This is a genomic window from Mesorhizobium sp. M1D.F.Ca.ET.043.01.1.1 (assembly GCF_003952385.1).
GTDB lineage: Bacteria > Pseudomonadota > Alphaproteobacteria > Rhizobiales > Rhizobiaceae > Mesorhizobium.
The window spans coordinates 185,193-199,706 of sequence record NZ_CP034444.1; the positions used below are offsets into that span (position 1 = coordinate 185,193).

The 14,514-nt window shown below is 64.0% G+C and carries 11 protein-coding genes and 1 pseudogene; 8 read left to right on the forward strand and 4 right to left on the reverse strand.

Annotation, left to right across the window (positions count from 1 at the left end; genetic code table 11):
• Positions 1 to 6: 6 nt before the first annotated feature.
• Complete coding sequence (gene opgC / locus EJ067_RS01050; protein ID WP_245468128.1) at positions 7 to 1,215, reverse strand: OpgC domain-containing protein; 1,209 nt, start codon at positions 1,213 to 1,215, stop codon at positions 7 to 9.
• 229 nt (positions 1,216 to 1,444) lie between these two features.
• Here opgC and EJ067_RS01055 point away from each other — a divergent pair, with 229 nt between their 5' ends.
• The 5 genes and pseudogenes from EJ067_RS01055 to EJ067_RS01075 all read left to right on the forward strand — a co-directional run bounded on the left by EJ067_RS01055 (position 1,445) and on the right by EJ067_RS01075 (position 6,624).
• Entirely contained in the window at positions 1,445 to 2,137 is a 693-nt protein-coding gene (locus EJ067_RS01055; protein WP_126084266.1) for an alpha/beta hydrolase, read from the forward strand.
• A gap of 94 nt (positions 2,138 to 2,231) precedes the next feature.
• Positions 2,232 to 3,311 carry a toxic anion resistance protein gene (locus tag EJ067_RS01060; protein ID WP_126084267.1) on the forward strand — a complete coding sequence of 360 codons (1,080 nt, stop codon included), beginning with the start codon at positions 2,232 to 2,234 and terminating at the stop codon, positions 3,309 to 3,311.
• Positions 3,312 to 3,321: 10 nt separating this feature from the next.
• A complete protein-coding gene (locus EJ067_RS01065) occupies positions 3,322 to 4,893 on the forward strand; it encodes a VWA domain-containing protein (protein ID WP_126084268.1) in 1,572 nt (523 codons plus the stop codon).
• 8 nt (positions 4,894 to 4,901) lie between these two features.
• Entirely contained in the window at positions 4,902 to 5,519 is a 618-nt protein-coding gene (locus EJ067_RS01070) for a 5-bromo-4-chloroindolyl phosphate hydrolysis family protein (protein WP_126084269.1), read from the forward strand.
• A pseudogene (locus tag EJ067_RS01075) lies at positions 5,519 to 6,624 on the forward strand (hypothetical protein). Before EJ067_RS01070 ends, EJ067_RS01075 begins: the two are co-directional and overlap by 1 nt.
• Before the next feature lie 52 nt (positions 6,625 to 6,676).
• Here the strand turns inward: EJ067_RS01075 and sthA are convergent.
• Complete coding sequence (sthA, locus tag EJ067_RS01080) at positions 6,677 to 8,065, reverse strand: Si-specific NAD(P)(+) transhydrogenase (protein WP_126084270.1); 1,389 nt, start codon at positions 8,063 to 8,065, stop codon at positions 6,677 to 6,679.
• Positions 8,066 to 8,263: 198 nt separating this feature from the next.
• Between sthA and EJ067_RS01085 the strand changes: the two genes are divergently transcribed.
• The 3 genes from EJ067_RS01085 to EJ067_RS01095 all read left to right on the forward strand — a co-directional run bounded on the left by EJ067_RS01085 (position 8,264) and on the right by EJ067_RS01095 (position 10,723).
• Positions 8,264 to 8,734, forward strand: a complete 471-nt coding sequence (locus EJ067_RS01085; protein WP_126084271.1) for an RDD family protein — start codon at positions 8,264 to 8,266, stop codon at positions 8,732 to 8,734.
• Positions 8,735 to 8,874: 140 nt separating this feature from the next.
• A complete protein-coding gene (locus EJ067_RS01090) occupies positions 8,875 to 9,639 on the forward strand; it encodes an arginyltransferase (RefSeq protein WP_126084272.1) in 765 nt (254 codons plus the stop codon).
• A gap of 187 nt (positions 9,640 to 9,826) precedes the next feature.
• Positions 9,827 to 10,723, forward strand: coding sequence for a DMT family transporter (locus EJ067_RS01095; protein WP_126084273.1), 897 nt, complete (start codon positions 9,827 to 9,829; stop codon positions 10,721 to 10,723).
• On the opposite strand, the gene EJ067_RS01100 is transcribed toward EJ067_RS01095, so the two are convergent.
• Together EJ067_RS01100 and parC are read right to left on the reverse strand one after the other, a co-directional pair.
• Positions 10,711 to 11,910: an AI-2E family transporter gene (locus EJ067_RS01100; protein ID WP_126084274.1), complete on the reverse strand. Its 1,200-nt coding sequence runs from the start codon at positions 11,908 to 11,910 to the stop codon at positions 10,711 to 10,713. The genes EJ067_RS01095 and EJ067_RS01100 overlap by 13 nt on opposite strands.
• Before the next feature lie 280 nt (positions 11,911 to 12,190).
• Entirely contained in the window at positions 12,191 to 14,446 is a 2,256-nt protein-coding gene (gene parC, locus EJ067_RS01105) for a DNA topoisomerase IV subunit A (protein ID WP_126084275.1), read from the reverse strand.
• Positions 14,447 to 14,514: the final 68 nt, after the last annotated feature.

The window sequence follows — 14,514 nt, forward strand, 5'->3', positions numbered from 1 at the left end:
GCGGAATCAATACCCGCCTGCCCTCGCCGGCACCGGCTGCGGGCCGAACGCGGCGCGCGCGGGCTCCTCGCGCGCCGGCTTGGCGCGGGCCGGGCCGAGACCGGCGAGCCATTCCAGATAGAGCGCCAGCGCGAACTGCATGGCGATGCCGGCGGCGATCAACAGCGTGTCATAGGCCAGGCCGCCCGGATTGATCAGTTTCAGCACCTGGGCCGCCATGGCGATCACCGTGCCGGCTATGAACACCGGCAGCGAACGCTTGCCGAGGATCGCCAGCGGATTGTCGGGCCTGACGCGGAAGAGATTCGACACGGCCGGCAGGGCGACGATCATGTAGCTGACCGCCAGGATGTGCAGCAGCCGCGGCAGCGACAGGAAGGTCTTATCGAAGCCGCCGATCACCACCGGCAGGTTGAACCAGGTGATCTGCCCCCAGAGCGGGCTGTGCACCCAGATCGCCGCGCCGATCACATAGACCAAGGCAAAGCCCACCAGCCAGCGGTTGAGCGGAATCTCCCCGCCGCGCCTGACGTGGAGCATGGCGGCAAGGCCGATGTTGAACAGGAACTGCCAGGACAGCGGGTTGAGGAACCAGAGACCCGGCTCCGGATAGTTCGGCGGCGCGATCTGCCAGACCCCGGCAACCAGCCACAGCAGACCGGACACAATCAGCGCAGCCACCGGTCGGTAGCTGACGAACAGGACGAAGGCCGGCGCCGCCAGCAGCAGCGCGGCATAGACCGGCAGGATGTTGTTGTAGCCGAGTTGATGGCCGAGCGTGACGATGCCGAGCAGCACTTCCGGCGTGTTCTTCATCAGCGGCTCGATGTTGATCATTTTCAACAGCTCCGGCCGATGGGCAAACATCGCCGCGGCGCAGAACATGGCGATCACCGCCATGGTGATGACGATATGGGTGACATAGAGCACGCCGGCGCGCCGCCACATCTTCAGGGTCGCCAGCAGCCTGCCGCCGGGCTTGAACTTGGTGCCATAGGCAAGCGCCACCGAGATGCCGGAGATCAATACGAAGGCCTCGGCCGCATCGGAAAAGCCGAGGTTCTTGTAGGTCAGGTTCTCGAAGAAGGTGCCCGGCACATGATCGACGAAAATGGTGAGCAGCGCGAGCGCGCGCAGCACGTCGATACGCGTGTCGCGATCTTTGATACGCGCATCGCGATCATAGATACGCGCATCGCGATCATGGATACGCATGTCGCGCTCAGAAACGGGGATGGTCATCGACAAAAGGCCTCAGAGCTGGTGTTTCATCTCCAGCAATGCGACCCCCGACGCACCGCTTCGATTCCTCCCGTCGGGAGTCTATCGGCGCAGAAACGGTCTGAAATGCGCCCGGTTCAATCAACTTTCGCGGAGCTTGAAAACATTCCGTTTTGAAGCCGGCAAATCAGCGAAATCACCATGAAATCAACAGGATGTGATCATGTCCGAACATGTCAACAAAAACAGCGTGCTGCACGATGATCTGCCTTTTTCCTACCGCTTGATGAAACCGGCAAATGACAGCGGCGAATGCCTTTTCGTTCTGCACGGATCGGGGGTGGACGAAACGACGCTGGCGCCGCTGGCAAGGCAGATCGCGCCGCGCGCTGTGCTTGTCGCGGCACGCGGCCGCATCCGCCAGGAGGACGGTTTCCGCTGGTTCGAGCGAATCACGCCGACCAGTTTCGAGCAGTCGAGCATCCGCGCCGAGACGGCTGCCTTCGCCCGATTCGCAACTGAAGCCGCGCAACGCCACGGGCTCGATCTCTCACGCTCGACTTTCCTCGGTTATTCGAACGGCGCCAATCTGGTTTCCACGCTCATGCTGCTTCATCCCGGGCTGGTGCCGCAGGCTGCATTGCTGAGAGCGATGCCGGTGCTCGACGACGCGCCGGCGACCGATCTCGCCGGAACGCGGGTGCTGATCATCGCCGGCGCGGCAGACCAGACCTATGGGCCCTTCGCGCCGGCCCTGGTGACGCTGCTGAGCGAGCGCGGCTCCGAGGTCGATGCGCGCATCGTCGCGTCGGGCCATGAATTCGGTGATGCCGACACCGCGATCGCACGGCAGTGGCTTGCCGGGTCTGCGCCGACTGCCCGCAGCACGCTTCCATCGCCCGGTGCTGAAGGGTAGCGCATCTCACAGATCGGCAGGGCGTGCCGCTCCATTGTCATATCTCTGTCATACACTGTCTATCGAGATACCGTTCGCTCAGGGGGAGGTCCCAATGGCCGACGAGAACAGCATCACTCTGCTCGACGACACTTCGAAATTGCCTGCCATCGCCGCAAGCCCAAGTGAGGTCGCCAGGATCGAAGGTGGCATCGACATCGGCGACCGCGCCGCGATTTCCGTCTTCGGCGATCGCGCCCAGCAGTCGGTCAGCGACTACGCCGACAAGATTCTCTCGCAGATCCGCAACCGCGATCTCGGCGATACCGGCACGCTGCTCACCGATATCATCATGAAGGCGAAGAACCTCGACCCTGCCTCGCTGAAGGAGGAAGGGTTCCTGAGCAATCTGTTCTCCTCGTTCAAGGCACGGCTCGAGCGCTTCAAGGAAAAATACGAGGACGTCGCCGGCCAGATCGACCGCATCGGCCTGGAGCTCGACCGCCACAAGGACACGCTGCGACGCGACATCGCCGTCCTCGACGACCTGCATGAGCAGACCAAGGATTCGATCCTCAAGCTCGATGCCTATGTCCAGGCCGGCAAGAAATTCGTCGACGACTACCGCGCCAACCAACTGCCGAAGCTCAAAGCCGAGGCCGACGCCAAGGCCGGCGATGCCGGCGGCACGCTCGAAGCGCAGTTCTATCAGGACGCGATGCAGGCGCTCGACCGGCTGGAAAAACGCGTCTTCTATCTGGTGCAGGCGCGCCAGCTCGGCATCCAGCAGCTGCCGCAGATCCGCATCGTCCAAGCCGGCGACGAGACCTTGATCGAGAACCTGCAGGCGACATCCGCGCTGACCGTGCCGGCCTGGAAGCAGAAGATGGTCATCCTGCTCGGCCTCACCAACCAGAAGTCGGCGCTCGAACTGCAGAAGACAGTGACCGACGCCACCAACGAGATGATCCGCCAGACCTCGAAGATGATGAAGGATCAGGCCATCTCGATCGAGAAGCAGGCGCAGCGCGGCATCGTCGACGTCGAGACGCTGGCCGAGGCCAACCGCGATCTCATCGACACGGTGCAGGGCGTGCTCAAGGTCCAGCAGGAAGGCCGCCAGAAGCGGGCAGAGGCGGAGAAGCAGATGGACCAGATGACCGCCGACCTCAAGAAAGCGCTCACCCAGGGCTGACGAAAACCCGATGTCGAAATCGCTGACGTCCGTTCTGGTCCTGGCGGTCTCCTTGCTGCTCGCCGCCTGCAATTCGAGCGAGGTCAAGTTCTCGATCGTCTCCGGTTCCGAAAACACGGTGCTGGAGCCGATCGTGCAGGAATTCTGCGCCAAGCAAGGCGCGACCTGCACCGTCTCCTACCAAGGCTCGCTCGACATCGGGCTCGGCCTGCAGAAGCCTGGCGGGCTCGACCAGGACGCGGTCTGGCCGGCGTCGAGCGTCTGGGTCGACCTGTTCGATTCCGGCCGCAAGGTGCGCAACCTGACCTCTGTCGCGCAGATGCCGGTCATTCTCGGCGTGCGCAAATCAAAGGCGGCCGAGCTCGGCTGGATCGGCAAGGATGTGTTTATGAAAGACATTCTTGCCGCGGTGAAGGACGGCAAGCTCAAATTCCTGATGACCTCGGCGACGCAGTCCAATTCCGGGGCCAGCGCGTATCTGGCCATGCTCTCCAGCGCGCTCGGCGGCAAGCAGGTGATCGAACCCGGCGACCTCGACAATCCTGGCGTGCACGACACGGTCAGCGCTCTTCTGCAAGGCGTCGAGCGCTCGTCCGGCTCGTCGGGATGGCTGGCGGACCTCTATGTCGATTCCGCGCGCAAGGGCACGCTCTACGACGCAATGTGGAACTATGAAGCGACGCTGAAGGAAACCAACGACAAGCTCAAGCAGATGGGCGGCGAGCCGCTCTATGCGATCTATCCGGCCGATGGCGTCGCCGTCGGCGATTCCCCGCTCGGCTTCATCGACCACGGGCGCGGCCCGGACGTCGAAAAATTCTTCACCGACCTGCTCGCCTATCTCCAGTCGGATGCGGTGCGCAAGCGAATCGCGGAAACCGGAAGGCGGCTGCCGCTCGCCGGCGCGGCCGTCCAGGCAACGGCCGAGCCGGACTGGAATTTCGATCCAGGCAAACTGGTGACGTCGATCCGCATGCCCGAGCCGGCGGTGATCCGCACGGCGCTCAATCTCTATCAGGAAGCCCTGCGCAAACCCTCGCTGACGGCGCTCTGCTTCGACTTCTCGGGTTCGATGGAGAACGAGGGCGAGACGCAACTGCAGCGGGCGGCGCAGTTCCTGTTTACGCCTGAAAAGGCAAGTGAGGTGCTGGTGCAATGGACGCCGTCCGACCACATCTTCGTGCTGCCCTTCGACAGCACCGTGCGCAACATCTTCGATGCGACCGGCGATCCGGCGGGCCAAAGCCAATTGCTCGGCGCGGTGGCTGAACAACATGCCGGCGGCGGCACCGACATGTATGCCTGCGCCGACCAGGCGCTGCAGAAGATTCTGGCGACGGCCGACCTGTCGAAATATCTGCCGGCCATCGTCATCATGACGGACGGGCGCACCGACGGCAGCGCAGAACCTTTCCTTGCCCAGTGGCGCCAGGCGCCGGTGCGCGTGCCGGTGTTCGGCATCACCTTCGGCGACGCCGACAAGAGTCAACTCGACAGCCTGGCCAAGGCGACCTCGGCGCGCGTCTTCGACGGCGGCGCCGACCTCGCCGGTGCCTTCCGCGCGGCGCGCGGCTACAATTAGGGCTGACGATGCGCGGCTTGTTCGGCAATGACTGGAACTGGGTCGTGGCGGGCCTCGTATCGGCCGCGCTGCTGATCGGAATGAGCACGCTCACTCACTTCCCGTTCCTGGTCTCAGCCGTGATTTCAGTTCTGGTCTTTGCCGGGCTTATCTTCGTTTTGGCTCCGCGCCAGCTGTTCGAAGGTCTCGATCTCGGCTCGATCGGCGGCGGCCAGGTGGCGTTCGCACGCGAACTGCTGGCACAGGCGCAACCCGCGGCCGACCGGCTTGCCGCTGCGGCTGGCTCGATCGCCGACAAGGACATGAAGGCCAAGGTGAAGAACCTTTCCGACATCGCCGCCGACGTGATCTCCAGGGTCGAGGCAAAGCCGGCAAGCGCGCCATCGGTGCGGCGCTTCCTCACTTATTACCTGCCGCAGGCGGCGGAGGTCGCGGAAGGCTATGCGACGCTTGCCGACCGGCGAGCGCCGAGCAAGGAACGGCTCGCCAAGATCGGCGCTGTGATCGCCAAGCTGCAGGACGCCTTCGTGCATTATGCCGACAGCCTGGCGGACTCCGAGCTCGGCACGCTCGACGTCGATTTGCGACTCATTCAGGAGTCGCTGAAAGAGGATATCGGTCGCTGATGGCCCTTTCACGCCGCGCTTTCGGACTGGGATTGCTGGGTGCCGCCGCCGCGGGCACGGGCGCTACCTGACTTTGAAGGATCGGCCGGAGTTTCGCGGCTATCTCGGCAACCGGGCGCATCTGTTCGGCTTCATCGGCGGCGAGAAGCAATCCTTCCTTGCCGACCCCGATGTCGTCCACGCACTCGGCGGCTACGGACTGGAACTCGATGCGCGCGTCGCCGGCTCGGTCGAGATGGTGCGCGAGCCGGCCTTGCTCACCCAGAAGCCGCAATTCCTGTGGCCGTCCTCCTCGATCATGGTCGATCTCGCACGCAAGAACGGGGTGGCGATCCGCAACGACCAGGTGGTGCTCAACTCGCCGATCGCGGTCTATACTTGGGGGCCGGTGGTCGAGGGACTGAAGAAGAGCGGGTTGGTCACCGTCGCCGCCAAGGGCGGCTACAACCAGCTCGACCTCAAGGCCCTGCTTGACGCCATCCTGGCCGGCAAGAACTGGTCGGATCTCGGCATTTCCGAGCTTTACGGCCGGGCGCGCATCGTCTCGACCGATCCCAACCGGTCCAACTCCGGCTTCATGTTCGCGGGACTGGTGCTCAGCCTGATGAGCGGCGACGTGGCGACGCAGGAACTGCTGGCCCGGCACGGCGAAGAGGCGAAGTCGATCTTCCGCGGCATGGGTCTGAAGTCGTCCTCATCGGGAAAGCTGTTCGACCAGTATATCGCCGGTGGTCTCGGCGCCGAGCCGATGGTGGTGGGCTACGAGAACCAGCTGGTGGAATGGGCGCTCGCCGACCCGGCGCGCTGGCAGCGTGTGCAGGCCGGTTCCGGCGCCAAGCCGGAAATCCTCTATCCGCGCCCGACCGTCTATTCGGCGCATCCGCTGATCGTCATCGATCCGGGGGTCGACACGCTACTGGAGGCCCTGACCAGCCAGAAGCTGCAGGAGCTTGCCTGGTCGAAGCATGGCTTTCGCGGGCCGCTCGGTACCGTCGCCGCCGGCAGCGACACGATCGCCGGCGTGCGGCCGGCGGAAATCGAGGCGGTGCTGCCGATGCCGGCGGCCGACGTGATGCTGGCGCTGCTTTCGCAGCTTGAAGTATAGCCGACCAGCTTCGCGACCTTCTCCGGCCATTCCGGCGCTCGCTCGCCAACCGCTAGCCCTGCCCCATCCGGTTCCAGGCATCCAGGCCGGCGATCTTGTAGGCTTCGGCCAGCGTCGGATAGTTGAACGTGTTGTTGACGAAGAAGTCGACCGTGCCGCCGAGATTGATCACGGCCTGGCCGATATGGATCAGCTCGGTCGCGCCCTCGCCGACGATATGGGCCCCAAGCAGGCGGCGGTTCTCGACCGAAAAGAGAAGTTTCAGGAAACCTGAGTTGACGCCCATGATGTGGCCGCGCGAGGTTTCGCGAAACCGCGCGACGCCGACCTCATAGGCGATCCCGCTCTCGCGCACCTGCTCTTCCGACTGGCCGACGGTGGAGATTTCAGGCACGGCATAGATTCCGTATGGAAAGGTTTCTGGCGGCGGCGGCAGCGCTACGCCAAAGGCGTGGCAGGCGGCCACCCTGCCCTGCTCCATCGAGGTCGAGGCCAGGCTCGGGAAGCCGATGACGTCGCCGGTGGCATAGATGTTGGGCACGCTGGTCTGGAATGTCTGCGGGTCGACCTTGATGCGGCCGCGACTGTCGGCCTCGATGCCGACCATGTCGAGGCCGAGGCTGCCGAGATTGCCGCTGCGGCCGGCGGCGTAAAGCACGATCTCGGAGCGGATGGTGCGGCCATCGGCAAGCGTCACCTCGGCATAGTCCGGCTTGGAGGCGATCTCCTTGACCGTGCTGCCGAGACGGATGGTCATGCCGCGGTCCCGCATCTGGTGGATGAAGTCGTCGACGATTTCGCGGTCGACGAAATCGAGGATGGTGTTGCGCGGCTCGACCAGCGTCACCGGCACGTCGAGCGCCGAAAAGATGGTTGCGTATTCGACGCCGATGACGCCGGCACCGATGACGGTCAGAGTGCGCGGCAGCCGGTCGAGTTCGAGCATCTCGTCGCTGTCGAAGATGCGTGTCCTGTCGAAAGGCACGTCGCGCGGGCGGTGCGGCCTGGTGCCGGCCGCGATCAGCGCATTGGCGAAACCGACCTCGCTGTAGTCGCCATTGTCGGTGGTCAGGCTGACCTTGTTGGCGCCAAGGAACTTGGCCGTGGCGCGCGCGCTCTTGACCGCGTTGCGCATGAACTGGTGCTGCAGAACCTCGACCTCGTGGTCGAGCGTCTTGTGCAGGCGCTCGACGAGGTCGCTGACGGAAATGTCCTGCTTTACGCGGTAGCCGCGCCCGTAGAAGCCGCGCTCGCGCCAGCCGGAGAGGTTGAGCACCGTTTCGCGCAGCGTTTTCGACGGGATGGTGCCGGTGTGCACGGAGACGCCGCCGAGGCGCCGGCCTCGGTCGACCACCAGAACCGATTTGCCAAGCTTGGCCGACTGCACTGCGGCACGGCGCCCGGAGGGGCCGCTGCCGATGACAAGCATGTCGTAGTCCATATTCCCCTTCCCCTCGGCGTCTTATTGCGCCGCAGCAAGCTAACGCCATCCGCGCCGTGAATTCAACCGCCGCAACCACTCTTGCCGCGGCTTGCGGCGCATGCGTCACGAGCCTTCGATCTTGATTCCGCCATCGGCTTTCACCATTTCAATGGCGAATGGCCGAGACCTATGTCCGGCCTGTTACGAGGGCATGACATGAACACGCGCGTGCTTGACGGCGAGATCATCACCACGAGGTTCGAGGACACGCGCGCCTATCACGGCGTGCGCACCAGGCGCGTCTTCGCCTTCATCCTCGACTATTTCATCGTTGCGCTGCTCACCATCCCCTTTGCCATATTGGTCGCCCTTCTCGGGCTTTTGACCTTCGGCCTGGGCTGGGCGCTGTTCTCCATCCTGGTGCCGGCGGTTGCCATCCTCTACATCTGGAACACGCTTGGCAGCCGCGACCAGGCCACGACCGGCATGAAGATCATGGGCATCCGGCTGGACAGGCTCGACGGCACCCGCATCGACGGCCTGACCGCGGTCGTGCATTCGGTGCTGTTCTGGGCCGCAAACGTCATCCTGACGCCGCTGGTGCTGCTGGTCACGCTGTTTTCCGATCGCAAACGCACGCTGCACGACCTGCTTCTCGGCACAGTCGTGACGCGCACCGATGTCTGACCGCGCCTGCGCCCGCCATAGCCGCGCCGGTTGTGTTAGAATATGAACAGGCTGGACCGGTCGTGGCCGCATAATCCTGTTGAATTTTTCGCCGGCCGGGCCAAAGGTAGGGCGATTCGCAGGAGCGTTTCCAAGATTAGATGACGCAGCATCCGACCCAGTCGCCGCAGTTCTTCCTGACCGCGCCGTCGCCGTGCCCCTATCTGGAGGGCCAGTTCGAGCGCAAGGTGTTCACGCACCTTGTCGGCGACAAGGCGCCCGAGATGAACGACCTGTTGACCCAGGGCGGCTTCCGGCGCTCCCAGAACATTGCCTACCGGCCGGCTTGCGAATCCTGCCGCGCCTGCGTGTCGGTGCGGATCCTGGCGCAGGAGTTCACCGCCAGCCGCAACATGCGCCGCGTGGTCCAGCGCAATGCCGACCTGATCGGCGCCATGCATGACGCGCAGCCGTCGACCGAGCAGTATTCGCTGTTCCGCGCTTATCTCGACGCCCGCCACCGGCGCGGCGGCATGTCCGACATGACGGTGCTCGACTACGCAATGATGGTCGAGGACACCCATGTCGACACCAAGATCATCGAATACCGGCGCCGCGGCCCGGACACCTTCATCACCGGCAAGGGCCAGGGCGAGTTGATTGCGGTCGCGCTGACCGACAAGATGGCCGACGGGCTGTCGATGGTCTATTCCTACTTCAATCCCGATTTCGAGGACCGCTCACTCGGCACCTTCATGATCCTGGACCACATCGCCCGCGCCAAGGCGATGGGACTGCCCCACGTCTATCTCGGCTACTGGGTCAACGGCTCGCGCAAGATGAACTATAAGATGCGCTTCATGCCGCAGGAGCACCTCGGCCCGAAAGGCTGGGAACGCTACGACCACGAAGCGGTCAGTCGCTGACCAACCCTTTCAAAGCCCGACCTGAAAGCAATTCCAGGAAAAGTGTGTAGCGGTTTTCCGTCCGGAATTGCGTAACCACTGCAAACTGTTTCAAGCAACCGGATGCTGGTCTTTTCGCCGCTTGGCGAGACAATGCGCTATCGCGGCGCCGGCCGTCCGCCTGCATCGCATCGTGAGAAATACCGTCATGTCCTCCCACCACGACCACCAGAAAGGCCTTCTGCTCACCGCCATCGGCGGCGTGACGCTGACCGTCGACATCCCGCTGATCAGGCTCGCCCATGGCGAAGCATGGACAATCCTTTTGCTGCGCACCGGCACCACTTTCCTTGCCGGGATCCTCATCTGGATGGTCTGGCGCTCGCTGAGCGACAGGGCGCCGCAACTGGTTCCCGGCCGGCCCGGCCTCGCGGTGGCAACGCTCTACGGCCTCGGCTCGATCGCCTTCATCACCGCCGTCTACCACACCTCGACCGCTGATCTCGTCTTCATCCTCGCCTTCACCACCATGTTCTCGGCGCTGCTGTCCTGGCTATTCCTCGGGGAAAGGCCACGGCCGGCGACGCTGGCGGCGCTGGCGCTGATGATCGTTGGCGTAGCCATCATCGTCGGCGACTCCATCGGCAGCGGAAATCTGTTCGGCGACATCATGGCCCTGTGCTCCGCGTTCTGCATCGCATGCGCGATCACCATCTCGCGCGCCAGCGGCAAGGACATGGGTTTCACCTCGCTTGTCGGAGTGGTGCTGCCGTTCTCGGTCGCCGCCTTCATGGTCTCGAAGACCGGCTTTCAGGTGGACGCACCGTGGTGGATCATCTTCAACGGCACCGTGATCATGCCGGTCTCGTTCTTCTGCCTGGCCAACGGGCCGAAATACATTTCCGGGCCGGAAGTGGCGATGTTCTATCTGCTGGAAACGGTGTTCGCCCCGATCTGGGTATGGCTGATCTTCGCCGAGGCGCCGTCACGCAACAGCCTGATCGGCGGGACGATCCTGATCGTGACGCTGATTGCCCATTCGCTCTGGCAGTTGCACGAAGGCCGCAAGCGCCGCGCGGCGCTTGCCGTGGCTTATCCGGCCTGAATCTTGCGGGCTTCGGGCGCCGCCTCGATTTGCGGCGGTGCGTCCGCTTCGTCGGCGACAGGCGCGAGCTCATCCATCAGCTCCACCTCGCGCAGCCATTCGCGCCAGATGGCGACCAGCAGCGCCATCAGTACCGGGCCGATGAACAGGCCCAGGAAGCCCATCGTCTTGACGCCGCCGATCAGGCCGAAAAAGGTCGGCAGGAAGGGCAGCTTGATCGGCCCGCCGACCAGCTTCGGGCGCAGCGTCTTGTCGACGATGAAGAGCTCGACCGCGCCCCAGATGAACAGTGCCATGCCGGCAAACAGCTTGCCGCTGGCGGCGAGATAGATCGACACCAGCGTGAAGGAGAGCGGCGCGCCGCCGGGGATGAGCGCCATGATGCCGGTCAGCGCGCCGAGCGTCACCGGCGACGGCACGCCGGCCAGCCAGTAGGCGACGCCCAGCACCAGGCCTTCGCCGATGGCGATGACGGTCATGCCCGTGACGGTGGACGAGATGGTCGCCGGCACGACGCGCGAGATCCGCTCCCAGCGGGTCGGCAGGATGCGCTCGCCGAGGCGGTCGACCTGCGCCGCGAAGGCCTCGCCGTCGCGATAGGCGAAGAACAGCGCGATCAGCATGAACAAGAGCGTGAGCAGCAGGCCGAAGGCGCTGCCGCCAGCGGCCAGCGCGCCGCGGTAGATGGTGCCGATGTTAGAGCCGCTCACCATCTGGATCAGCTCGCCGATGCCGCCGGGATGGCCGAGATTGGCCGTCCACTGCTGGTTCAGCCATTCGCCGACGACTGGCATGGTGGCAATCCATTGCGGCGTGGCTGAGCCATGCCGATTGGTCTCGATCGCCCATACCACCCATTCGCGAAGCTCGTTGATGGCGTAGGTCCCGGCAAGCGCGATCGGCACCACCAGGAAGGTGAGGATGAAGAGGATGGCCAGCGTCGCGCCGATGGTGCGATTGCCGCCGACGGCAACGAGCAGCCTGCGGTAGAGTGGCCAGCTGGCAAAGGCTATGACGAGTGCCGCCAGCACCGGGAAGAGGAAGCCGTGGAAGAAATAGACGCCGGCGGCAACGATCAGCACCAGGAGCCAGCGCGCCGCCGACAGCGGCGGAATGACGGCGGCTCTCAGCGGCGTGGACAGACCGAACAGGCGCTGCCCCGGCTTCTGGATTTCAGCCCGCTTCAACGCGGCGTTTCTCCCCTACCCGATCGTTCAATGGATGCTTATGCATCATCATAGTGCAGCAATCGTGACGATAGTCCAAATGATTGCACCTAGTCCTTCTCCCCTTGTGGGAGAAGGTGGATCGGCGCGTAGCGCCGAGACGGATGAGGGGTGCTGGAAGGAATGAGACGCTGGTTTTTGAGCAGCTAACTTCATGAGGCTGCGTCAAGCTGGAACACCCCTCATCCGGCCGAGCTTCACTCGTCCACCTTCTCCCACAAGGGGAGAAGGTTAGGTCGCGCTACCCGAATTTCCCCGTCCTCGGGAAGCCCTTCGGCACCATGCGGCCGGCGGCGGCGCGGGCACCGATCCACTCGGCCAGTTCCTCGCGCGACCTGGTGAAGGTGCGGTCGGCGGAGTCCTGCCAGGTCAGTCCCGTTTCCAGCGCGAAGGTCTTCAGGTCCAGCACGCCGCCGTCCTTGTATTTCTGCAGCCGCACGCCCTTGCCGCGCGCCATCTCGGGGATCTCAGCGAGCGGGAAGATCAGCATCTTGCGGTTCTCGCCGACGATGGCGAGATGGTCGCCGGCGACCGGAACGCAGCGCTTGGCCTCGTCAGGGGCCTTGACGTTCATCACCTGCTTGCCCTTGCGGGTGTTGGCCACGACCTCTTCCTCGGAGACGACGAAGCCGTTGGCGTCGTAGGAGACCAGGAGCAGCTTGCGCTTCGGATCGTGCACGAAGGCGGTGACGATGTCCTGGTCGTTCTCCATGTCGACGATGATGCGGATCGGCTCGCCGTGGCCGCGCCCGCCCGGCAGCCGGTCGGCGCCGATGGTGTAGAATTTGCCGCCGGTGGTGAAGACCAGGATCTTGTCCGTGGTCTGGGCGTGGAAGGCGAGCTTCAGGCTGTCGCCTTCCTTGAAGGCAAGCTGCGAATGGTCGGTCAGATGCCCCTTCATCGCGCGCAGCCAGCCCTTTTCGGAGACGACGACGGTGACCGGCTCGCGTTCGATCATCGCATGGGCAATGTCGGTCAGGTCATGCTCGGGCGCATCGGCGAACTGGGTGCGGCGTCTGCCGAGATCGGTCTCGGGTCCGAACTTCTTTCGGATTTCGGCGACTTGCCATTTGATCATTGCCCACTGCTTGGCGTCGGACGCCAGCAGGGCCTCGATCTGCTTCTTCTCTTCCGTGAGGCCATCGAATTCCTTGCGGATCTCGATTTCCTCGAGCTTGCGCAGGGCGCGCAACCGCATGTTGAGGATGGCTTCGGCCTGGTTGTCGGTGAGCGACCAGCGGGCCATCATCACCTGCTTTGGCTCATCCTCCTCGCGGATGATCCTGATCACCTCGTCGATGTTGAGATAGGCGATCAGGTAGCCAGCGAGGATTTCCAGGCGCTTCTCAATCTCGCCCAGCCGATATTTCGAGCGGCGGATAAGGACGTCGCGGCGGTGGTCGAGCCACTCCTTCAGCACGCCCTTGAGCGAGAGCACGTTCGGCACCTTGCCGCGCGACAGCACGTTCATGTTGAGCGGGAAGCGGCTTTCGAGCTCGGTGAGCTTGAACAGCGATTCCATCAGGATGCCGGGATCGACGGTGCGGCTCTTCGGCACCAGCACGATACGGATGTCCTCCGCGCTCTCGTCGCGGATGTCCTCGAGCAGCGGCAGCTTGCGCGCCATCAAGAGCTCGGCGATCTTCTCGATCAGCCTGGCCTTCTGGACACCGTAGGGGATTTCGGTGACGACGATGCTCCAGGTGCCCCTGCCCTGATCCTCCTGGCCCCATTTGGAGCGCACGCGGAAACCGCCGCGGCCCGTCTCATAGGCTTCTAGGATCGAGGCGCGGCTGTCGACGATAATGCCGCCGGTCGGGAAATCCGGCCCTTGGACGAAATCCATCAGCTTCGCCACGGACGCGTCCGGATGCTCGATCAGATGGAGTGCCGCGTCGCAAAGCTCGGCGGCGTTGTGCGGCGGGATCGAGGTCGCCATGCCGACGGCAATGCCGGACGAGCCGTTGGCGAGCAGGTTCGGGAAGGCGCCGGGAAGAACCGACGGCTCCTCGTCCTCTTCGTTGTAGGTCGGCCGGAAGTCGACGGCATCCTCGGTGATGCCGGCGAGCAGCTCGGTCGCCACCTCCGTCATGCGCGATTCGGTGTAGCGCATGGCGGCGGCGTTATCGCCGTCGATGTTGCCGAAATTGCCCTGGCCGTCAACCAGCGGGTAGCGCATGGAAAATTCCTGCGCGAGGCGCACCAGCGCGTCATAGATCGACTGGTCGCCATGCGGATGGAACTTACCCATCACCTCGCCGACGATGCGCGCGCATTTGGCAAAGCCCTGGTCGGGATTGAGCCGCAGGAGCCGCATGGCATGCATGATGCGGCGATGGACCGGCTTCAGTCCGTCGCGCACATCCGGCAGCGCCCGGTGCATGATGGTCGACAACGCATAGGCCAGGTAGCGCTTCTCGAGCGCTTCCTTCAGATCGACCGGTTCGATGTTGTCGCCGCCGCCATTGTCTTCAGGCGGCAAATGCCTTTTTCCCATGGATTTCGACTAGCCGAGCGGGTGATTCGCGGCAAGCGCCGCGTTGGAAGTCGGCGGATTCGTCGCGC